A 21,761-nucleotide genomic window follows, 5' to 3' on the forward strand; every position below is an offset into this window, starting at 1 on the left:
CCTGCGGGCGGCTTTTTTCATGTCGGTTTCGATTGCCGCGCTTTCTCTGGTCTTCTGTGCCGCGCACGCCGTTGTTCCGGGCAAATCAAGTGCGTATGATGAAGCGGGCACGCAGCCGCAAGGCGCTTCGTCATCCTGGAGGCAAACCAATGAAACGCATCGTACTCGTCGCTGCCGTTTGGGCAGCCTGTTCCACTTCCGTCATGGCGCAGGAGTCGCCGACCCTGAAAAAGATCAAGGATGCCGGCAGTGTCACGCTCGGGCATCGCGAGTCCTCGATACCCTTTTCGTACTATGACGACAAGCAGCAGGTCATCGGCTATTCGCACGAATTGATGCTGAAGGTGGTTGAGGCGATCAAGAGCGAACTCAAGCTCGCCAAACTCGACACGAAACTGATGCCGGTCACCTCGGCCAATCGCATCACCTTGATCCAGAACGGTACGATCGACATCGAATGCGGCTCGACGACCAACAATACCGAACGCCAGAAACAGGTCGCCTTCTCGACCAGCATCTTCGTCATCGGCACCCGGCTGATGACCCGGAAAGATTCCGGCATCAAGGACTTCCCGGATCTCGCCGGCAAGAATGTTGTGACGACCGCCGGCACGACCTCGGAGCGCCTGATCCGCAAGATGAACGAAGAAAAGCAGATGAAGATGAACGTCATCTCCGCCAAGGATCATGGCGAATCCTTCCTGACGCTGGAAACCGGACGCGCCGTCGCTTTCATGATGGATGACGCGCTGCTCTTCGGCGAAATGGCCAAGGCCAAGCGGGCATCCGACTGGGTCGTGGTCGGCACGGCGCAATCCAAGGAAGCCTATGGCTGCATGTTGCGCAAGGATGATCCGGGCTTCAAGAAAGTGGTCGATGCTGCGTTGAGCAAGGCCTTGACCTCCGGCGAGGCCGAGAAAATCTACGCCAAATGGTTCATGAATCCGATTCCGCCGAAGGGGCTGAATCTGAACATGCCTTTGTCCGACGACATGAAGGCCCTGATGAAATCGCCGAACGACAAGGCTTTCGACTGATGTTCCTTGCCGCCGGGGCGTTTCCGCCCGGGCGGGCCGAGAGATGGGGCGGACATGAGCTACCAATGGAACTGGGGCGTCTTCCTGCAGCCGTCTGCGGCAGGTGACGATACCTATCTGGGCTGGATGCTGGCCGGCTTGAAAATGACGGTCATGCTCTCCCTGTCGGCCTGGCTGCTTGCCTTGCTGCTCGGCGCCGTTGTCGGCGTGCTGCGTACGGTGCCCAACCGCTGGTTGAGCGCCGGGGCGAGCGCCTATGTCGAACTGTTCCGCAACATTCCCCTGTTGGTTCAGTTGTTCATCTGGTACTTCGTATTGCCTGAACTCCTGCCCCAGGCCATGGGCAACGCCTTCAAGCAGTCGAATCCGGTATTCCAGATGTTCTCGGCCTCCGTGCTCTGCCTGGGGCTGTTCACCAGCGCCCGGGTTGCCGAGCAGGTGCGTGCCGGCATCAATTCCTTGCCGCGCGGACAGAAGAATGCCGGCCTGGCGCTGGGCATGACCCTGGCCCAAACCTATCGCCATGTGATGTTGCCGATGGCTTTCCGGCTGGTCGTGCCGCCGCTGACTTCGGAATTCCTCAATATTTTCAAGAACTCCGCCGTCTGCTCGACGATCGGCCTGCTCGAACTCGCCGCCCAGGGGCGGCAATTGGTCGATTACACGGCCCAGCCCTACGAGTCCTTTATTGCCGTGACGGTGGCCTACATCGCCATCAACCTGATCGTCATGGCGTTGATGAAGCGGCTCGAGGCCAAGGTACGCGTTCCCGGCTACCTGGGGGGCAAGTGACATGTACGAATTCGACTGGTCTTCGATACCGGGCGCGCTGCCCTTCCTCTGGACAGGGATGAAGATTTCGCTCGAAATCACGCTGACGGCGGTCGTCGTCGGCATCGTCTGGGGCACGCTGCTGGCGATGATGCGCCTTTCGTCGCTGCGTGCGCTGTCGCTGTTCGCGGCGGGCTATGTCAACCTGTTCCGCGCCGTGCCGCTGGTCATGGTGCTGCTATGGTTCTTCCTGATCATTCCGCGCTTCATCGAACAGTTGTTCGGCACGCCGTCGGGCACCGACTTGCGGCTGACCTCGGCGATCATCGGCTTTGCGTTGTTCGAGTCGGCCTACTATTCCGAGATCATCCGCGCCGGCATCCAGAGCGTGCCCAGGGGGCAGATGGCCGCCTGCTACGCGCTGGGCATGAGCTACGGCCAGGCCATGCGCCTGGTTATCCTGCCGCAAGCCTTCCGCAACATGGTGCCGCTGCTGCTGACCCAGGCCATCATCCTGTTCCAGGATACGTCGCTGGTCTACGTCTCGGCACTGGCCGACTTCTTCGGTGCCGCCTACAAGGTGGGCGACCGCGATGGCCGCCTGGTCGAACTGCTGTTGTTCGCTGGCGCCGTCTATTTCGTCATCTGCTTTGGCCTGTCGCAGTGGGTCAGGCACCTTCAGAAAAAATACCAGCCGGCCTGAGTGCCAACGGACCTGTTACCCATGATCAAGATCGTAAACGTCAGCAAGCAATACGGTAGCTTCGAGGTGCTCAGGAAGTGCAGCACGACCGTCGATAAGGGCGAGGTGGTTGTCGTTTGCGGGCCTTCGGGTTCCGGCAAGTCGACATTGATCAAGTGCGTCAACGGGCTTGAGCCCTTCCAGTCAGGTGAGATCATCGTCGACGGCATTTCGGTCGGCGATCCAAGGACCAATCTGCCGGCCTTGCGCGCTCGGGTCGGCATGGTGTTCCAGCATTTCGAACTGTTTCCTCACATGAGCATTACCGAGAACCTGAGCGTGGCTCAGATCAAGGTGCTCCGGCGTAGCAGGGAGGAGGCGATGGAGCGCGGCCTCAGGCTCCTCGACCGGGTTGGTTTGAGGGCACACGCCGACAAGTTTCCCGGCCAGTTGTCCGGTGGGCAGCAGCAGCGTGTGGCGATCGCCCGGGCCTTGGCGATGGATCCGATCTGCATGTTGTTCGACGAACCGACCTCGGCGCTCGACCCGGAAATGATCAACGAGGTGCTCGACGTCATGACTGAACTCGCCCAGGAGGGAATGACCATGATGTGCGTGACGCACGAAATGGGTTTCGCCAAGCGCGTGGCCCACCGGGTGGTGTTCATGGATCAGGGGGCGGTCGTCGAAGACGAGGCGACCGAGGCATTCTTCGCCAATCCGCGCTCCGAGCGGGCAAAGCAGTTCCTCGCCAAGATACTGCAGCACTGAGCAGGCGTTTTCCGGGCATGAAAAAGCCGCTCACGGGAGCGGCTTCCACTGTCGCGGTTCGAGTTTCAGTCGGCCTTGTGCCACGCCTCGTCAGCGGCCAGGGCCGGACTCTGGCGTGCCGAATACGAGCGCACGGTGCCCGATTCGAAGTAGATGCGGGCGAGCAGTTCGGACAGTACGCCGGTGGTGATGAAGTGCACGCCGGCGATCAGCGTGCCAATGCCGACGATGAGCAGCGGGCGGCCGCCGATTGGTTCACCCAGCCCGAATTTGACCCAGCCGAGCCAGGCCAGTACCAGACCGGAAATGGCAGTCAGCGCCAGGCCGATGCTGCCGAAGAAATGGCCGGGACGGGCGCGGAAGCGCATGAAGAAATAGACGGCGATCAGGTCGAGGATGACGCGGAAGGTGCGTGAAATGCCGTATTTGGAGACGCCCGCGGTACGAGCGTGGTGCGTCGTCGGCTCCTCGGCGATTCGGCGCGGCGTGGTGACGGTCGCCATCCAGGCCGGGATGAAGCGGTGCATTTCGCCGTACAGGCGCACGCGCTTGATGACGTCGCCGCGATAGGCCTTCAGGCTGCAACCGTAGTCGCGCAGCTTGACGCCGGTCATGCGGGCGATCAGGCGGTTGGCGATCTTCGACGGAATCTTGCGCAGGAACAGGCCGTCCTGGCGATTCTGGCGCCAGCCGGCAACCAGGTCGAGGTCTTCGTTGAGCAGGCGGGCCACCAGGCGCGGGATATCGACCGGGTCGTTCTGCAGGTCGCCGTCCATGGTCACGATCACGTCGCCGCGCGCGGCATCGAGACCGGCCTGCATGGCTGCTGTCTGCTTGAAGTTGCGGGTCAGTTCCACGATACGCACATGCGGACCGTATTCGCGGGCGCACTGCAGGCCGCGGTCAACCGTCGCATCGCTGCTGCCATCATCGACCAGCACGAGTTCCCATGGATGCTGGTAGCCGGCCAGCGCCTCATGCACCCGCTTGACCAGCGGCGCGATGTTGTCTTCCTCGTTGTAGAACGGGACGACGATGGACAGGCTGTGCGGAGGAATGGAAAGGGCGGCGGTCATGGGCAGGTCCGGCGGGAAAGCGGCATTTTACCGCGAAGTGCGCAACAAGCCGCAATGAAAGGCCACCCCCGGTGGTTCACGTGAAGCTCGGGTCTGAATTGGCAGGCAGATGGCAAGGACTGTCGAGCAGCTATTCCTTATGTTGTCGCGTTGAAAGCTGCCAAACAGGCCAGCTCCGTGGGTTTTTCAGTTTTGCCTTGAGCCTTCAAGTGTTTGCTTGGGCTGCTTTGCGAAAGGTAGGTCAAGCACAGGTTTTACCCTGCTGCCCGGGCCTGGTTTGCAGTCAGGAGCAGGATGGATGAGGCTGATAATCATTCCTATGTTGTCAGAACTAAGCAGAATTCTTGTTTTGCTTGATCACAAAATCATAGGCGAAAAAAAACACCGCTTGATTTCGTTTGGCGAAACCTGCGTTCTATTTTGCAAATTGCCGGAAAACCGCTCTGGAAGAGGCTTTCAGTTATTGGCTCGTGGGCCCGCGGAAAGGGCTTGAGTCATGGCAATTGAGAGATGAAAGTTAAAGTTATGGAGCTATTAATTCATTTATTTCAAATTTTGCGCAAAAGTAAAAATCAAGACGTTTGTCATTCAAAAAATGGCATTTGTGGTATGATTAAAAAATCAAATTTTTTATATGGTTATCCTATAAACATAGTGAATTTTCAGTATTGAAAAACAGTTTGTAATAAATGATTTTAATGTCTTCAAAAAAGCACTCTCTTCACGATTTGTCATTCAAATCTTTCGATAAAAATTCGATTGATTCGGAATATGACGATTTGTTCAGCTTATGGAAGGCAACATCCTTGAGCAGAAGGGAAAGTACGACAGAAGATTATGGGCGTATATTTCATGAGTTTGCCAATTGCATAAATTACCGCCCGCTGGGTGATATTTCCCGTCGCGACGTGATCGGCTTTCGCGATCGCTTGATCGAGAAGGGGCAAAGTCCGATCACGGCCAGCCGTAAAATCGGCGTGCTGAAGACAATCTTTTTGACGGCGGTCGATCATGAGCTGATGCCGGCCAACCCGGCCGACGGCATTCGAATGCACAGCAAGACGCAGATCAAGCAGCGCATTGCCTTTGCTGCAGACGATCTGGAGCGGATATTCAACAGCGCCATCTATACCGAGGGGTTCGTGCCGCGGGGCGCGGGGCGGGAGGCTGTCTACTGGCTGCCGCTGCTGGCCTTGTTTACCGGGGCGCGGGTTGAGGAACTGGCGCAGTTGCTGGTCGAGAACGTTCAATATGTCCCGGGGCTGGGGCATTACCTGGATATCACCGATGAAGCCGGGCATGCCAAGCTCAAGAATGTAGCTTCGCGCCGCCGCATCCCGGTGCACCAAACGCTGATCACCTGTGGGTTTCTCGATTATGCAGCCGAAACCGGCAAGCGCTCGACCTTCCTCTTTCCCGACCTCAAATCCAATCCTCGCGGTCGGTTGGCGGGCTACTTCACCAATTTTTTCTCGCACTACCTGCGCGGTACCATCGGCATTTCCGACAGTCGCAAGGTTTTCCACAGTTTCCGGCACACCTTCAAGGATGCGTGCAGGGCGGTCGGTATCGAGGAGTCGGTCCATGACGCGTTGACCGGGCATACCGGGGGGGGCGTCGGTCGGCGTTACGGTAATGAGCAGTACCCCCTTGCCCCGTTGTTTGAGGCCATGGAGCGGTATGAGGTCGAGGGCCTGGATCTCTCTCATCTGTATCGGAAGTCCTGCCTGCGCCAGTTGCGCCCGACGGAGCTGCGTATCGTGTCGGCGTTTTATGGTGTGCTGCTGGCCTTCAGTGCCACCAAGATGCGTGGCGCTGAAAAAACCGTGATCGTGGCGATGTACCAAGGCGCCCAAGCTGGCATCGATGTCGAATCCAACACGCTGGTATTCGGCAGCTTGGCGGCGGCAAAGCTGATGTTGGTCCACGCCTGGGTTGAAATTCATCGCGAGGAAATCCTGGCCAGCTGGATAGCCGGTCGACACACCGGAAACTACCTGCAGCTCGATCCGCTGCGCTAGTGCTCTGCTTCGTAAGTGTTGGAGATGAGAAGACGCGGGCTTCATGTTTCCGGTATGGCGCGAACCTTCACCGTTGCGAGGGTAGGCAACGCGCCTGGCTATGCGAAGAGAAGCGTTATTGGTACGAATATTTACAAAGCAGACAACCGACAACCAGCAAGGGCAGTCTGACCTATAGGCGTCGTGTGTCTGCAACCCGGCTGTGACGAGTGCTCGCGGTTCATCGCGCGATGACGACGCAGCGTCATAACAAGAATCAGGCCGATAAGCGGAAATCAGCATTCGATCAACGAAAACGGGACAGCCCCGAAGTGGCTGTCCCATCCTCATTCTTCATTCAAGCCTTAGAGCCATCAGAAGGAGTGGCGGATACCGACCATGTAACCTGTGTAGGTAGAACCGAAGGTGCCGGATGTCGTTCCGGTGGCCACGCCGTTATTGGTGGGGTTGACGTAGAAGTTGTAGTCAACGTTGTCGTTGTTCGACAGGCGGCTGTAACGGGCATGCAACATCGTGCGCTTGCTCAGCGAGTAGCTGTAGAGTGCGGTCACGATATTGGCGCCAGTGTTGTCTTGCTTGGAGCCACCGATGGAGGTGTCGCCGGCGCGGGCATATTCGAGCCCAACGGTATTGTTACCGAAGGCCTGGGTAACGCCCAAGGACCAAGCGCGGCGCTTCGCGTACGTATCACCACCAAGGCCAGCCTTCGTGCTGTCGTACAGGGCGGAGATCTTGGTGTTGCTTGGGAAGGTATAGGTGGTCGCGGCACGCCAGATACTGGAGTCGGCATTGCTCAAGGCGCCGAGAACCGGACCGTTGCTGGTCGGCGAACTAAGTGCCTGGGCGCCGAAGTCATACTCCCTGTGATAGCCGAGTGCAGCCCATACCGGTCCATTTTCGTACTGGCCAGCCAGTTGCCATGCGCGGCGGTTTACGCTACCGCTGGTCGGGGTGTCGTTGGTCTTGGTTTCGCCGTTGATGTAGGCCACGGTTCCGCTGAAGCCGGCAAACTTGGGCGTCATGTAGGCGACGACATTCTTGGCGCGGTCGTCGGCGCCGGTCCTGGAGCCCATGAGCTTGCCGACCACGGACGACGTGGAGCCTAAGCCGGTGGCGCCCGGGAGGATTTCCGTGCGTGCGTACATTGCGCGCAGCGGGTGGGTTAGTGTACCGGCGACGATCGTACCGAAGCCGCCGGTCAGTCCGACGTAGCTGTCACGTCCACCCTGGATCGCGCCAGATTGGTCGCCCTGGAAATCGGACTCATATTGGAATACTGCCTTCAGGCCGTTGCCAAGATCTTCGGTACCCTTGAAACCAATGTAGGAGGAGTTATTGTCCAGTCGACCAACGGTTCCCTGATTGAATTGTGACCCCCCGGCAGCACCGGAGGATTTGACGAAGGCTTGGCCCACATCGAACACCCCATACACGGTGACATTGGTCTGCGCGAAGGCTGCGGAAGAGGCCAGAGCAGAAATTGCGAGATAAATAATCTTCTTTTATCAGGCCATTGCCTTCGGGATGGTTTTTAAATTGATCTTTATATTCAAATGCATGAAATTGAAATAACCGGCATATATGGCCAAGATGGCAAATTATCGACATGGCTCTAGGGTCAAAAAAATGTAAATGCCAATGAAGATCGAGGTAAAAGTGATTTTTCATCATAAGAGCAGGACCCGGCTGTTTGGACAGATTTTCGACGGTGATAAGTGGAGCCCTGCGGGTGTAGCGTTATCCACGGTGACGGTTGCCGAAGGTCCGTTCAGACCGTAGGCGGCCGGCGCGGTGGGTAACGCGGGTTTCATGCGGCGAGGGGTTCCTGCGGCAAGCCGGCGAAGTAAATCATGTCCGGTGTCTTGCCGGCAAATGCCTGATGAGGCCGCCGGCTGTTGTAGAACGTGATGAACTGCCCCAGGCTCGCCTTGGCGTGGGATACGGACTCATAGGCTTTGAGATACACCTCGTCGTACTTGATGGTCCGCCAGAGGCGCTCGACGAAGACGTTATCACGCCAGCAACCCTTGCCGTCCATGCTGATACGAATGCCGTTCGCTTTGAGCTGCCCGGTGAATTCGCTGCTGGTGAACTGGCTGCCCTGGTCGGTGTTGAAGATTTCCGGCGTGCCGTAACGCGTTATCGCTTCCTGCAATGCCTCGAGGCAGAAGTCGGTGGTCAGCGTGTTCGATAAACGCCAGGCCAGAACCCGGCGACTGTACCAATCAACGATGGCGACCAGATAGACGAAGCCTCGGCGCATCGGGATGTAGGTGATGTCGGTCGCCCACACGTGATTGGGCCGCTCGATGCTCAGGTTGCGCAGCAGGTAGGGATAAATCGGGTGGGCCGCATGCCGACGACTGGTGTTCGGCTTGCGATACAAGGCTTCGATGCCCATCTGCCGCATCAGCCGGCGGATCCGCTTGCGGCCGACGGGCTGCCCCTCATTTCTGAGCAGGTCGCGCAGCATCCGGCTTCCGGCGAATGGGAACTCCAGATGCAATTCGTCCATCCGGCGCATCAGCGCCAATTCCTCGGTTGAGGTCGGTTTCGGCGTGTAGTAGGCCGTCGACCGTGCCAACGCCAGAATCTGGCATTGCCGGACCACTGGCAGGTCGTGATTGCGGTCAATCATCTTCTTGCGCTCAGCATGCCCGCCTTGGTGAGCGCCTTTTCTAAAAAATCGTTCTCCAACGTCAGCTGACCAATCTTGGCCTGCATGGTCTGGATGTCCGGTCCTATTTCCTTCGCCGGCTTCTCGCCAAACACAACCGACGAACGTTCCAGCAGTTGCATCTTCCAGTCCGTAATCTGGTTCGGATGCACATCGAATTGCTGCGCCAGTTCAGCCAGCGTCTTGTCGCCCTTCAAGGCAGCGATCGCCACCTTGGCCTTGAATTCCGGCGAGTGATTCCGCCGCTTCCTTCTCGTCATGCTCTTGCTCCTCATTCAAGCCGCTACGCGGCCGTGGGTGAAGCAAGGCTATCACTTATCCTACTGTCCGATTTTCCGGGGCCGGCTCTATATAAATAGCTGCCGGGTGCGCGATCGTTGTGCATCACCAGTTCGTGGCCTGCGGCTTCAGGAGCTTGTTTTCTGGCCGAGTCGGGCCTTGGTGGGTGAGCAGAGCATAGCGGCTGCATCGAGGAAGGCTGTGGATCATGAGGCAAAAACCCGGTTTCGGCTGGGGTGTTCTATTTTTGCTGAAACCGTCAAAAATCCTGAACATCGGCGACGTTCTTTGACGCCGGGTGCCGCGGAATAGGATAATTCTCGTTCTAACGCTGCCGCCTCAGCCCAATCATAATTGCCAGGAATGCTGTGGTTGCCGCGATGCCGCGGCCGTCAAGACAAAGGATTGCGAATATGCTGCTGATGATCGATAACTACGACAGCTTTACCTACAACATCGTCCAGTACCTGGGCGAGTTGGGTCAGGAAGTGAAGGTTTTTCGCAATGACGAGATTGCCATCGCCGAGATTGCCCGCCTCAAGCCTGAGTACTTGGTGATTTCACCCGGCCCCTGCGCCCCGGCGCAAGCCGGCGTTTCGCTGGCGGCGATCAAGGAATTCGCCGGCAAGATTCCCCTGCTCGGCGTCTGCCTTGGTCACCAATCAATAGGCGAAGCCTTTGGTGGCAAGATCGTGCACGCCAAGCAACTGATGCACGGTAAAGTGTCGCCAGTGCATCACAATGATATCGGCGTTTTCAAGGGGCTGCCCAATCCGCTGACCTGCACCCGCTATCACTCGCTGGCCATCGAGCGCGAATCGCTGCCCGACTGCCTGGAAATCACCGCCTGGACCGACGATGGCGAAATCATGGGCGTGCGCCACAAGACGCTAGCTGTCGAAGGCGTGCAGTTCCACCCCGAATCCATCCTGACCGAGCGCGGTCACGATCTGCTCAAGAATTTCCTGGAAGAACACAAGCAATGACCCCGCAAGCCGCCCTGCAACGCGTCATCGAGCATCGCGAAATTTTCCACGACGAAATGGTCTCCCTGATGCGCCAGATCATGGGCGGCGAAGTCACGCCGGTCATGATCGCCGCCATCATCACCGGCTTGCGCGTCAAGAAGGAAACTATTGGCGAGATCGCTGCCGCCGCATCCGTAATGCGCGAATTGGCAACACCGGTCAAGGTGCCCTACGACAACCGTTTTGTCGATATCGTCGGCACCGGGGGGGATTCGGCGCACAGCTTCAACATTTCCACGACCTCGATCTTCGTTGCCGCCGCAGCCGGCGCCAAGGTTGCCAAGCACGGCGGGCGCAGCGTGTCGTCCAGTTCCGGCAGCGCCGATGTGCTCGAGGCGCTTGGCGCCAACATCATGCTGTCACCCGAACAGGTTGCCGCCTGTGTCGAGGAAACCGGCATCGGTTTCATGTTTGCGCCCAACCATCACAGCGCCATGAAGCACGTTGCCCCGGTGCGCCGCGAAATGGGGGTGCGTACCCTGTTCAATATCCTCGGGCCGCTGACCAACCCGGCTGCTGCACCCAATACCCTGATGGGGGTTTTTCACCCCGACCTGGTCGGCATCCAGGTCCGCGTCATGCAAAGGCTCGGCGCTGAGCGTGTGCTGGTCGTGCATGGCAGGGATGGCCTGGACGAAATCTCGCTGGGCGCAGCTACGCTGGTCGGCGAATTAAAGGATGGCGAGGTTCGCGAATACGAAGTGCATCCCGAGGATTTTGGGTTGCAGATGATGTCGCTGCGCAACCTGCAGGTCGCCAGCGCCGCTGAGTCCCGCGCCACCATGCTCGGTGCGCTGGAGAACAAGGCGGGCGCTGCCCGCGAAATCGTCTGCCTGAATGCCGGTGCGGCGCTTTACGTCGCCAACGTGGCAGACAGTATCGGCGGCGGTATCGCCAAGGCGCGAGAGGCGATCGCCAGCGGTGCAGCACGCGCCAGGCTCGATCAATTCATACAGTGCACGCAACGTCTGGGGGGTAAGGCATGAGCGATATCCTCAACAAGATCGTCGCCACCAAGCGCCAGGAAGTTGCCGCTGCACAGGCCATCAAGCCGCTGGCTCTGATCGAGGCAGAGGCCAATGCCCAGCCGGCGCCACGCGATTTCGTCGGTGCCATCCGCAACAAGATCGCCACCGGTCGCCCGGCCGTCATCGCCGAAATCAAGAAGGCCAGCCCGTCCAAGGGCGTCATCCGCCCTGATTTCCGGCCGGCGGAGATCGCCCGTAGCTACGAGCAACACGGTGCAGCCTGTCTGTCGGTGCTGACCGACCGCGATTATTTCCAAGGCTGCCCGGAATACCTGCAGGCCGCTCGCGCTGCCAGTGCCCTGCCGGTCCTGCGTAAGGATTTCATGGTCGATGCCTACCAGGTCACCGAAGCCCGGGCGATGGGCGCGGACTGCATCCTGCTCATCGCCGCTGCGCTAAGCCTGGCCGATATGCAGGCCCTAGAAGCGCAGGCCATGGCATACGGCATGGGCGTGCTGGTCGAAGTGCATAACGGAGAAGAGCTCGATGCCGCGCTGCAGCTGAAAACCCCGTTGCTCGGTATCAACAACCGCAATCTGCGCACCTTTGATGTCACGCTCGATACCACCCTCGGGTTGCTCTCTCGCATCCCGAACGACCGTATCGTCGTCACAGAAAGCGGCATCCTGAAGCCGGAAGACGTTGCCCTGATGCGCGCCAGCAAGGTTGAAACCTTCCTCGTCGGCGAAGCCTTCATGCGCGCTGTGGAACCGGGCGTCGAACTGGCGCGCTTGTTCGCGTGAGCCTGTTGCGTCAAAACAACAATGCTTGCTAAAAGCATCGCGGCAACGCAAACATGCGTTGCTAGGGGCTTTTGCTCTTTGCGACAATCGCTGCAACTTCTCGATCCGAGAGGTAAAGCTTGGAATGGTTTTCGGGTCAAACCAAAAACTAACCACTAAGGAGATTTTCTGATGCAAAAGAAGATTGTTGCTCTGGCTGTTGCCGCTCTGGCTTCTTCCGCCGCTTTCGCACAAACCAACGTCACCGTTTACGGTGTTGTCGATCTGGGCCAGTCCTTCGTCAAGTCTTCCGGTACTCCCGACAGCCAGGCTACCGTTGGCCGTCTGGACTCCAACTCTTCCCACATCGGCTTCAAGGGCGTGGAAGATCTGGGCAACGGCCTGAAGGCTGTTTTCCAGTACGAAACCGGCTTCAACGCTGACGTCGCTGGTGCTCTGGCTGGCGGCCGTGATACCTTCGTTGGCCTGACCGGCGGTTTCGGTACCGTTGTTGCTGGCAACCTGACCCACCCGTTGCGTGCCATGGGCGCCAAGGTTGAACTGGCTCCGGGCGCAACCGGCCTGGGTACCACGATGTCCGTGACCGGCACCATCCTGGGCCTGCAGACCGGCGCTGACAACCGTGCCAGCAATGCGATCGCCTACGTTTCCCCGTCCTTTGGCGGTGTGACCGGTACCGTTGCCTACATTAACGGCGAGCGCCAGGCAAATGGTGCTGGCCAAGCTGAAACCCGCGCCTACCAACTGGCTGTTCAGTACGATAATGGCCCGCTGTACGTTGCTGCTGGCTACCACGCTTCCAAGAACGGTCAGTGGGCTGCCGCACTGCCTGCTCCGTTTGCCGCACTGAACGGTGTTGATGAAGCCGATGCACGCATCTACCGTCTGGCTGCTGTTTACACCCTGCCGACCCAGACCAAGCTGACTGCTCTGTTCGACAACACCAAGGTTGAGGGTGCTCTCGGTGGCGAATACCTGAAGCGTAACGCTTGGTCTATCGGTGCTGCTCAGTCCTTCGGTAAGAACACCATCGGTCTGGAATACGGTCGCTCTGGTCAGGTCAAGGATGAGACCGGTTCCCTCGATGGTACCAAGTCGAACATCTGGACGGCTCTGTACACCTACGAACTCTCCAAGCGTACCAGTGTTCAAGCTCGTTACTCCAAGCTGAACAATCAGGAAAACACCGCCAACAACTTCTACATCAACCCGGTTAATAACGGCGCTCCTGTCGCTGCTGGTGCCGACTACACGGGTTACATGGTTGGCCTGCGTCACGCTTTCTAATCTGACTTAAACCAGATCTGAAACAGAAACGGGAGCTTCGGCTCCCGTTTTTTTATGGCTCTGTCTGAATTAGCTGTAGAAGCGAGCTATATTGAAAGCATGGTTCTACCGAAGGAGGTAAATTATGCGGCACGTAGCTTTTATCGAGTTACTGGATCAGGTCAAACACCTCACTCCAGTCCAGAGGAAGCAGCTGGTTCAGCACTTGATGGGGCGAGAGAAGGCTTTAGCGCCAAGTCTTCCGGCCCCGCTACCGATAGCGACCGCTTGTCCGCACTGCGGAGCCAGCGGTGATCGCTTGGTGGGATGGGGTCAAAGTCACGGGCTCAAGCGCTACCGTTGTCAGGACTGTGGCCGAACCTTCAACGCCCTGACAGGGACGGCATTGGCGCATTTGCGCAAGCGCGAACAATGGACACGCTATGCGGAGCTCTTGATTGAAGGCGTCAGTCTTCGTGAGGCAGCACGCTGTTGCCAGATCGACAAGAACACCGCGCTTCGGTGGCGCCATCGCTTCCTGCACGTTGCGGCCGGGCACCGGGCCGAACACGAGGCTGGGATCGTCGAGGCGGACGAAACCTTCCTTCTCGAATCCTTCAAAGGCCAGCGGCACTTATCCCGGCCCGCCATCGGGGTGGCGTAGCCGGCAAGCGAGGCCTTAGCGCCGAGCAGATTCCGGTCCTCGTGGTGCGCGATCGCAGCGGACAAACCGCTGACTTCAAACTGGAAAAGCTCGATGCGGCACACGTGATCGCAGCGCTCCGGCCTCTGATCGATCAAGAAGCCATTCTATGTTCTGATAGTGCTGGCGTTTATGCCGCCTTCGCCCGCGCCACCGGGATCGCCCACCGTCCCCTCAATATCCAGCATGGCCCACGCGTGGTCGATAGCGTATTCCATATCCAGAACGTCAATGCTTACGATAGTCGGCTCAAAGGCTGGATGCGTCGCTTCCACGGGGTCGCTACACAATACCTGGAAAATTATCTGGGCTGGCGACGCATGCTGGAGCGCTATAAAACCGCAATCACCCCACAGCTCTGCTTGGCCGAGGCGACGGAGCGTTTCATCAACAGCTAATTCCTACAGAGCCTTTTTATTTGGGCGCGGCTTCTTGATTGTCTGTGAGCGAGGTTGTTGGGGGTGTCCGACTGAGCCTTGCTGTAATCTGTGGTACCGAGAGGGGGGGTTGATCGATTTTTGTAATGCTCGATATACTCGTCTCCTGCGCTGCATGAGTCTACGTTCTTCGTGGGCTAGTGAATTTTTGTTAGGTGCATTGCTAGGAAAGGCTGCTCTCCGCAATTGAATCAGGGCGGGGCTTCTTCTCCATGCGGCAATCTCCGTGACTGGTTCGAGGTATCGGGATGCCAACACCGGCACTCACGCTTAGGCTCAAGAGATTTCGACGACGATTTGGTGTGCTCTCCCCTCGAGTGGTTGTCCGGCGACATATCCCTCGGGTTTGGTTCTGGTTGATCTCCATGTTGTTTGCATTTGTTATGTTCGGCCTGGGGTGGTTTGCCGCGAATTATTCAGCAATGGGCGAAAATGAGGCAGACTGGACCGGGCTGCATAGCCAGTTGCAGTTGCAGCATGATGAACTGGCTTTTCTTCGCTCGCTGGCGGGCTCTGCTCAGAACGGGTTAAGCATTGAGCGTGCTGCGCATCAACAGCTACTTCTTAAAATTGGAGCGCTTGAGGCTGAAAACGCTACGTTGAAAGAAGAGATGAGGGTATTTGAGCGTTTGATTCCACCGGGGGCGGATGCAGGAAAAAGGATTTCGCGTTAGTGCTGCATTAGCGAGTCGGCTTGCTAGTTAGTTAGCCGCGCAGAAGTGAGCCTTCTCGCCTGCGGGGTAATACGATAGGGTTCAAACAGTTGGTGCGAATTCGGGAGCTTGCGATGTTTGGCAAAAAAGACCACAACAAGCCTTTGGGGCGTATTGATAGCCTGATTGGTGCCGGAACTAAGATCGAGGGGGCTGTGTATTTCACTGGCGGCTTGCGTGTTGACGGTGAGGTAAAGGGGAGTATCTTGGCTGCGGAGGGGGCTTCGTCTTCAACCTTGATACTTAGCGAACATGCGCGTGTCGAGGGAGGGGTTAGAGTGGGGCATCTGGTCACCAATGGATCTGTGGTTGGTCCAGTTGTGGTGACCGACTCTTTGGAGATGCAATCGAAGGCTCGCATTGTTGGTGATGTGGAGTACGTTGCAATTGAGATGCATCTGGGTGCGGTCATAGAGGGGCGTCTGGTAAATGCGATTGGGGCGTCGGTTGAACTTAAATCCGAGGAGTCTGCCTAATGCGATTGACCGGGATTGTGTGGCCTCGCATAATCGTGCATGAATTTTTTCTGGAGCTTTACTCATGAATGCAGTTGCCGAAATGACCACCCCTTTTGTGTTTACCGATAGTGCGGCAGGCAAGGTTAAAGAGTTGATCGAGGAAGAGGGGAATCCGGCGCTCAAATTGCGAGTGTTTGTTACTGGCGGCGGCTGCTCGGGCTTTCAGTACGGCTTCACTTTTGATGAGGAAGTGAATGAGGATGATACGACGATGGAAAAAAATGGCGTAACGCTATTGATCGACCCCATGAGCTTTCAATATCTGGTTGGTGCTGAAATCGACTACACCGAAGGTCTTGAGGGGGCGCAATTCGTCATTCGCAACCCGAACGCTACCTCTACTTGTGGTTGTGGCTCGTCCTTCTCTGCTTGATTGGGTTGTGTTTTTGCAAAAAGGCGGCTGCGGCTGCCTTTTTCTTTTTGTGTGCTGCGGTTGAAAGATTTTGCAGAGGGTGTTGACGGCAAGTTTAGTCTCTATATAATGCGCACCTCTTCTGCAGCGACGGGGTTTTTCGGCGGTGCAGGGGGTCAAGGGATTTCGAAGTTGTTGAAAAATAATTTCTGAAGTAGCTTGACTGGAGTTGGGGGGTGCTTCATAATCTCGCCTCTCTGCTGCTGACGAATCGAACGAAACGGCGCGGCACTGATCTTTAACAAATTGGACAACCGATAAGTGTGGGTGTCTTGATGCGAAGCGACGCAAGTTGCAAAAGAGTATTAAGGCAAACGCACTGGTGAAAAAAGATGGAGCAATCCATCGAGGTAGAGAAATCTACCGTCAGTGAATTTGCGAGTTTGTTGGATTGAACTGAAGAGTTTGATCCTGGCTCAGATTGAACGCTGGCGGCATGCCTTACACATGCAAGTCGAACGGCAGCGGGGACTTCGGTCCGCCGGCGAGTGGCGAACGGGTGAGTAAAGTATCGGAACGTACCTTTCAGTGGGGGATAACGTAGCGAAAGTTACGCTAATACCGCATATTCTGTGAGCAGGAAAGCAGGGGATCGCAAGACCTTGCGCTGATTGAGCGGCCGATATCAGATTAGCTAGTTGGTGGGGTAAAGGCCTACCAAGGCGACGATCTGTAGCGGGTCTGAGAGGATGATCCGCCACACTGGAACTGAGACACGGTCCAGACTCCTACGGGAGGCAGCAGTGGGGAATTTTGGACAATGGGGGCAACCCTGATCCAGCCATGCCGCGTGAGTGAAGAAGGCCTTCGGGTTGTAAAGCTCTTTCGGCCGGGAAGAAATCGCATAGGTTAATACCCTGTGTGGATGACGGTACCGGAATAAGAAGCACCGGCTAACTACGTGCCAGCAGCCGCGGTAATACGTAGGGTGCGAGCGTTAATCGGAATTACTGGGCGTAAAGCGTGCGCAGGCGGTTTCGTAAGACAGAGGTGAAATCCCCGGGCTCAACCTGGGAACTGCCTTTGTGACTGCGAAGCTAGAGTACGGCAGAGGGGGGTGGAATTCCACGTGTAGCAGTGAAATGCGTAGAGATGTGGAGGAACACCGATGGCGAAGGCAGCCCCCTGGGCCGATACTGACGCTCATGCACGAAAGCGTGGGTAGCAAACAGGATTAGATACCCTGGTAGTCCACGCCCTAAACGATGTCAACTAGGTGTTGGGTGGGTAAAACCATTTAGTACCGTAGCTAACGCGTGAAGTTGACCGCCTGGGGAGTACGGCCGCAAGGTTAAAACTCAAAGGAATTGACGGGGACCCGCACAAGCGGTGGATGATGTGGATTAATTCGATGCAACGCGAAAAACCTTACCTACCCTTGACATGTTCAGAATCCTGGAGAGATTTGGGAGTGCCCGAAAGGGAGCTGGAACACAGGTGCTGCATGGCTGTCGTCAGCTCGTGTCGTGAGATGTTGGGTTAAGTCCCGCAACGAGCGCAACCCTTGTCGTTAATTGCCATCATTTAGTTGGGCACTTTAACGAGACTGCCGGTGACAAACCGGAGGAAGGTGGGGATGACGTCAAGTCCTCATGGCCCTTATGGGTAGGGCTTCACACGTCATACAATGGTCGGTACAGAGGGTTGCCAAGCCGCGAGGTGGAGCCAATCCCAGAAAGCCGATCGTAGTCCGGATTGCAGGCTGCAACTCGCCTGCATGAAGTCGGAATCGCTAGTAATCGCGGATCAGCATGTCGCGGTGAATACGTTCCCGGGTCTTGTACACACCGCCCGTCACACCATGGGAGCGGGTTCCGCCAGAAGTAGGTAGCCTAACCGCAAGGGGGGCGCTTACCACGGCGGGGTTCGTGACTGGGGTGAAGTCGTAACAAGGTAGCCGTAGGGGAACCTGCGGCTGGATCACCTCCTTTCTAGAGAAGCATCCTGGCACCCACAACTTATCGGTTGTTCAGAAGTAGCAAACAGACGAGGGTCTGTAGCTCAGTCGGTTAGAGCACCGTCTTGATAAGGCGGGGGTCGTTGGTTCGATTCCAACCAGACCCACCAACGTCATCAAGAAAGCTTGCAGTACGAGGCGCAAGGAAAGGCCGCATAGCAGCGCTATGCAACTGACCGAGCAACAAAGTAATGCATGCTTTACGGGGGATTAGCTCAGCTGGGAGAGCACCTGCTTTGCAAGCAGGGGGTCGTCGGTTCGATCCCGTCATCCTCCACCAAAACCCAAAGATAAGCAGCGATGTTTATCTTTGGCTTTTGAGAAATCAAATTGCTACGCTCTTTAACAAAACGGAAGAAGGTTGTGTATCGCAGTGATGAGCTGCTGATACACGTTGTGATTGCATCTGTTCTCGTATTACAGCTAGTACGAGACAGCACAAATGAGTTGCCTGTAGCCGCTCTCTAACGAGAGCACAAGGTTATAGGATCAAGCGACTAAGTGCATGTGGTGGATGCCTTGGCGATCACAGGCGATGAAGGACGTGCAAGCCTGCGAAAAGCGGGGGGGAGCTGGCAATGAAGCTTTGATCCCCCGATGTCCGAATGGGGAAACCCACTCAGCAATGAGTATCCTGATCTGAATACATAGGGTCAGGAGGCGAACCCGGTGAACTGAAACATCTAAGTAGCCGGAGGAAAAGAAATCAACCGAGATTCCCCAAGTAGTGGCGAGCGAACGGGGAAGAGCCTGCTAGTGATAGCGGAACTGTTAAGAGAACGGAATGGAAAGTCCGGCCGTAGTGGGTGATAGCCCCGTATTTGAAAACAGATCCGTGGTACTAAGTTAGCGAAAAGTAGGGCGGGGCACGTGAAACCTTGTCTGAACATGGGGGGACCATCCTCCAAGGCTAAATACTCGTGATCGACCGATAGTGAACCAGTACCGTGAGGGAAAGGCGAAAAGAACCCCGGGAGGGGAGTGAAATAGAACCTGAAACCGCATGCATACAAACAGTGGGAGCCTCCTTGTGGGGTGACTGCGTACCTTTTGTATAATGGGTCAGCGACTTACGTTATGTTGCGAGCTTAACCGAATAGGGGAGGCGTAGCGAAAGCGAGTCTGATAAGGGCGTTTAGTAGCATGGCGTAGACCCGAAACCGGATGATCTATCCATGGCCAGGATGAAGGTGCCGTAACAGGTACTGGAGGTCCGAACCCACTAACGTTGAAAAGTTAGGGGATGAGCTGTGGATAGGGGTGAAAGGCTAAACAAATCCGGAAATAGCTGGTTCTCCCCGAAAACTATTTAGGTAGTGCGTCACATATCACTTCCGGGGGTAAAGCACTGTTATGGCTAGGGGGTCATCGCGACTTACCAAACCATGGCAAACTCTGAATACCGGAAAGTGCGAGTGTGGCAGACAGACAGTGGGTGCTAACGTCCATTGTCAAGAGGGAAACAACCCAGACCGCCAGCTAAGGTCCCCAAGACACAGTTAAGTGGGAAACGAGGTGGGAAGGCATAGACAGCTAGGAGGTTGGCTTAGAAGCAGCCACCCTTTAAAGAAAGCGTAATAGCTCACTAGTCGAGTCGTCCTGCGCGGAAGATGTAACGGGGCTCAAACTGTGCACCGAAGCTGCGGATATCGAAAGATATGGTAGGGGAGCGTTCTGTAGGTCTGTGAAGGTGTCTTGTAAAGGATGCTGGAGATATCAGAAGTGCGAATGCTGACATGAGTAGCGATAAAGGGAGTGAAAAGCTCCCTCGCCGAAAGCCCAAGGTTTCCTACGCAACGTTCATCGGCGTAGGGTGAGTCGGCCCCTAAGGCGAGGCTGAAAAGCGTAGTCGATGGGAAACAGGTCAATATTCCTGTACCGATTCTAGATGCGATGTGGGGACGGAGAAGGTTAGGTCAGCCAACTGTTGGAATAGTTGGTTTAAGCGTGTAGGCGTGCCCCTTAGGCAAATCCGGGGGGCTAAGCTGAGGCGTGACGACGAGGCACTACGGTGCTGAAGTGATTGATACCAAGCTTCCAGGAAAAGCCACTAAGCTTCAGTCTAGAGTCAACCGTACCGCAAACCGACACAGGTGGGCAGGATGAAAATTCTAAGGCGCTTGAGAGAACTCAGGAGAAGGAACTCGGCAAATTGACACCGTAACTTCGGGAGAAGGTGTGCCCCGGTAGGTTGTAGAGATTTACTCTCGAAGGCCGATGGGGTTGCAGTGAAATGGTGGCTGCGACTGTTTAATAAAAACACAGCACTCTGCAAACACGAAAGTGGACGTATAGGGTGTGACGCCTGCCCGGTGCTGGAAGATTAAGTGATGGGGTGCAAGCTCTTGATCGAAGTCCCAGTAAACGGCGGCCGTAACTATAACGGTCCTAAGGTAGCGAAATTCCTTGTCGGGTAAGTTCCGACCTGCACGAATGGCGTAACGATGGCCACACTGTCTCCTCCTGAGACTCAGCGAAGTTGAAATGTTTGTGAAGATGCAATCTCCCCGCGGCAAGACGGAAAGACCCCATGAACCTTTACTGCAGCTTTGCATTGGACTTTGAACCGGTTTGTGTAGGATAGGTGGGAGACTGTGAAACCGGGACGCTAGTCTCGGTGGAGTCGTCCTTGAAATACCACCCTGATTTGTTTGAGGTTCTAACCTTGGTCAGTGAATCCTGACCGGGGACCGTGCATGGTAGGCAGTTTGACTGGGGCGGTCTCCTCCCAAAAGGTAACGGAGGAGTACGAAGGTACGCTTAGGGCGGTCGGACATCGCCCATAAAGTGCAATGGCAAAAGCGTGCTTGACTGCGAGACCCACAAGTCGAGCAGGTGCGAAAGCAGGTCATAGTGATCCGGTGGTTCTGTATGGAAGGGCCATCGCTCAACGGATAAAAGGTACTCTGGGGATAACAGGCTGATACCGCCCAAGAGTTCATATCGACGGCGGTGTTTGGCACCTCGATGTCGGCTCATCTCATCCTGGGGCTGTAGCCGGTCCCAAGGGTATGGCTGTTCGCCATTTAAAGAGGTACGTGAGCTGGGTTTAAAACGTCGTGAGACAGTTTGGTCCCTATCTGCCGTGGGCGCTGGATATTTGAAGGGGGCTGCTCCTAGTACGAGAGGACCGGAGTGGACGAACCTCTGGTGTACCGGTTATGACGCCAGTCGTATCGCCGGGTAGCTATGTTCGGAAGAGATAAACGCTGAAAGCATCTAAGCGTGAAACTTGCCTTAAGATGAGATATCCCGGAGTCTTGAACTCCTTGAAGGGTCGTCGAAGACCACGACGTTGATAGGTCAGGTGTGGAAGCGCAGTAATGCGTTAAGCTAACTGATACTAATTGCCCGTACGGCTTGATCCTATAACCTTGGATCTCTACAACAACTCATACCAACAATCACAACACCTTCTTCCAGTTTTGCGCTGCAACCGCAGCGTTACAAGTTACGTCTGGCGTCAATAGCCTGCTGGTACCACCCCTTCCCATCCCGAACAGGACCGTGAAACAGCATCGCGCCAATGATAGTGAGCTTCCGCTCGCGAAAGTAGGTCAACGCCAGACTCCCATACAAAAAGCCCGTTACTTAACCAGTAACGGGCTTTTTACATTACAAAATAAAATATACAAAAATAAA

General features: G+C 56.3%; 15 protein-coding genes, 2 tRNA genes, 3 rRNA genes and 1 pseudogene. 18 read left to right on the plus strand and 3 right to left on the minus strand.

Annotation, left to right across the window (positions count from 1 at the left end; all coding sequences use genetic code 11):
• Positions 1-149 precede the first annotated feature (149 nt).
• Genes AB6Q56_RS00110 through AB6Q56_RS00125 form a run of 4 tightly spaced genes read left to right on the plus strand, consistent with a single transcriptional unit; the run spans position 150 to position 3,261 of the window.
• Positions 150-1,037 carry a glutamate/aspartate ABC transporter substrate-binding protein gene (locus AB6Q56_RS00110; protein WP_434515194.1) on the plus strand — a complete coding sequence of 296 codons (888 nt, stop codon included), beginning with the start codon at positions 150-152 and terminating at the stop codon, positions 1,035-1,037.
• Positions 1,038-1,091: 54 nt separating this feature from the next.
• Positions 1,092-1,829, plus strand: coding sequence for an amino acid ABC transporter permease (locus AB6Q56_RS00115; protein ID WP_434515195.1), 738 nt, complete (start codon positions 1,092-1,094; stop codon positions 1,827-1,829).
• 1 nt (position 1,830) lies between these two features.
• Positions 1,831-2,511 (plus strand): glutamate/aspartate ABC transporter permease GltK, encoded by a 681-nt coding sequence (gene gltK / locus AB6Q56_RS00120; protein ID WP_434515196.1) that lies wholly within the window; start codon positions 1,831-1,833, stop codon positions 2,509-2,511.
• A 21-nt stretch (positions 2,512-2,532) separates the two neighbouring features.
• Positions 2,533-3,261, plus strand: a complete 729-nt coding sequence (locus tag AB6Q56_RS00125) for an amino acid ABC transporter ATP-binding protein (protein ID WP_434515197.1) — start codon at positions 2,533-2,535, stop codon at positions 3,259-3,261.
• 65 nt (positions 3,262-3,326) lie between these two features.
• On the opposite strand, the gene AB6Q56_RS00130 is transcribed toward AB6Q56_RS00125, so the two are convergent.
• Entirely contained in the window at positions 3,327-4,337 is a 1,011-nt protein-coding gene (locus tag AB6Q56_RS00130) for a glycosyltransferase family 2 protein (RefSeq protein WP_434515198.1), read from the minus strand.
• A 908-nt stretch (positions 4,338-5,245) separates the two neighbouring features.
• On the opposite strand from AB6Q56_RS00130, the gene AB6Q56_RS00135 reads away from it, so the two are divergent.
• Entirely contained in the window at positions 5,246-6,358 is a 1,113-nt protein-coding gene (locus AB6Q56_RS00135) for a DUF4160 domain-containing protein (RefSeq protein WP_434515199.1), read from the plus strand.
• Positions 6,359-6,711: 353 nt separating this feature from the next.
• Here AB6Q56_RS00135 and AB6Q56_RS00140 read toward each other — a convergent pair whose 3' ends face one another.
• Together AB6Q56_RS00140 and AB6Q56_RS00145 are read right to left on the minus strand one after the other, a co-directional pair.
• A complete protein-coding gene (locus AB6Q56_RS00140; RefSeq protein WP_434515200.1) occupies positions 6,712-7,791 on the minus strand; it encodes a porin in 1,080 nt (359 codons plus the stop codon).
• 374 nt (positions 7,792-8,165) lie between these two features.
• A protein-coding gene (locus tag AB6Q56_RS00145) for an IS3 family transposase (RefSeq protein ID WP_434513533.1) occupies positions 8,166-9,295 on the minus strand; the annotation gives its coding sequence in 2 pieces (ribosomal slippage) (positions 8,166-9,046 and positions 9,046-9,295; 1,131 coding nt in all).
• Between the two features lie 432 nt (positions 9,296-9,727).
• On the opposite strand from AB6Q56_RS00145, the gene AB6Q56_RS00150 reads away from it, so the two are divergent.
• The 13 genes and pseudogenes from AB6Q56_RS00150 to rrf all read left to right on the plus strand — a co-directional run bounded on the left by AB6Q56_RS00150 (position 9,728) and on the right by rrf (position 21,688).
• Positions 9,728-10,300 (plus strand): aminodeoxychorismate/anthranilate synthase component II, encoded by a 573-nt coding sequence (locus AB6Q56_RS00150; protein WP_434515201.1) that lies wholly within the window; start codon positions 9,728-9,730, stop codon positions 10,298-10,300.
• Complete coding sequence (trpD, locus tag AB6Q56_RS00155; RefSeq protein WP_434515202.1) at positions 10,297-11,328, plus strand: anthranilate phosphoribosyltransferase; 1,032 nt, start codon at positions 10,297-10,299, stop codon at positions 11,326-11,328. The genes AB6Q56_RS00150 and trpD overlap by 4 nt, the downstream gene beginning before the upstream one ends.
• The gene (gene trpC / locus AB6Q56_RS00160) at positions 11,325-12,113 is read left to right on the plus strand and encodes an indole-3-glycerol phosphate synthase TrpC (RefSeq protein WP_434515203.1); all 789 of its coding nucleotides are present in this window, start codon (positions 11,325-11,327) and stop codon (positions 12,111-12,113) included. Before trpD ends, trpC begins: the two co-directional genes overlap by 4 nt.
• A 171-nt stretch (positions 12,114-12,284) precedes the next feature.
• Entirely contained in the window at positions 12,285-13,400 is a 1,116-nt protein-coding gene (locus AB6Q56_RS00165) for a porin (protein ID WP_434515204.1), read from the plus strand.
• A gap of 124 nt (positions 13,401-13,524) precedes the next feature.
• Positions 13,525-14,480: pseudogene (locus AB6Q56_RS00170) on the plus strand (IS1595 family transposase).
• A gap of 404 nt (positions 14,481-14,884) precedes the next feature.
• A complete protein-coding gene (locus AB6Q56_RS00175; RefSeq protein ID WP_434515205.1) occupies positions 14,885-15,193 on the plus strand; it encodes a hypothetical protein in 309 nt (102 codons plus the stop codon).
• 113 nt (positions 15,194-15,306) lie between these two features.
• Positions 15,307-15,708: a bactofilin family protein gene (locus AB6Q56_RS00180; RefSeq protein ID WP_434515206.1), complete on the plus strand. Its 402-nt coding sequence runs from the start codon at positions 15,307-15,309 to the stop codon at positions 15,706-15,708.
• Between the two features lie 64 nt (positions 15,709-15,772).
• The gene (erpA, locus tag AB6Q56_RS00185) at positions 15,773-16,123 is read left to right on the plus strand and encodes an iron-sulfur cluster insertion protein ErpA (RefSeq protein WP_434515207.1); all 351 of its coding nucleotides are present in this window, start codon (positions 15,773-15,775) and stop codon (positions 16,121-16,123) included.
• A gap of 432 nt (positions 16,124-16,555) precedes the next feature.
• A 16S ribosomal RNA gene (locus AB6Q56_RS00190) occupies positions 16,556-18,093 on the plus strand.
• 59 nt (positions 18,094-18,152) lie between these two features.
• A tRNA-Ile gene (locus AB6Q56_RS00195) sits at positions 18,153-18,229 on the plus strand.
• Positions 18,230-18,323: 94 nt separating this feature from the next.
• Positions 18,324-18,399 (plus strand) — tRNA-Ala (locus tag AB6Q56_RS00200).
• Between the two features lie 207 nt (positions 18,400-18,606).
• Positions 18,607-21,487, plus strand: a 23S ribosomal RNA gene (locus tag AB6Q56_RS00205).
• A gap of 88 nt (positions 21,488-21,575) precedes the next feature.
• Positions 21,576-21,688 (plus strand): 5S ribosomal RNA (gene rrf / locus AB6Q56_RS00210).
• Together the 16S, 23S and 5S rRNA genes with 2 tRNA genes alongside form the textbook arrangement of a ribosomal RNA operon.
• Positions 21,689-21,761 lie beyond the last annotated feature (73 nt).

The organism is Dechloromonas sp. ARDL1 (genome assembly GCF_051122455.1).
Taxonomy (GTDB): Bacteria; Pseudomonadota; Gammaproteobacteria; order Burkholderiales; family Rhodocyclaceae; genus Azonexus.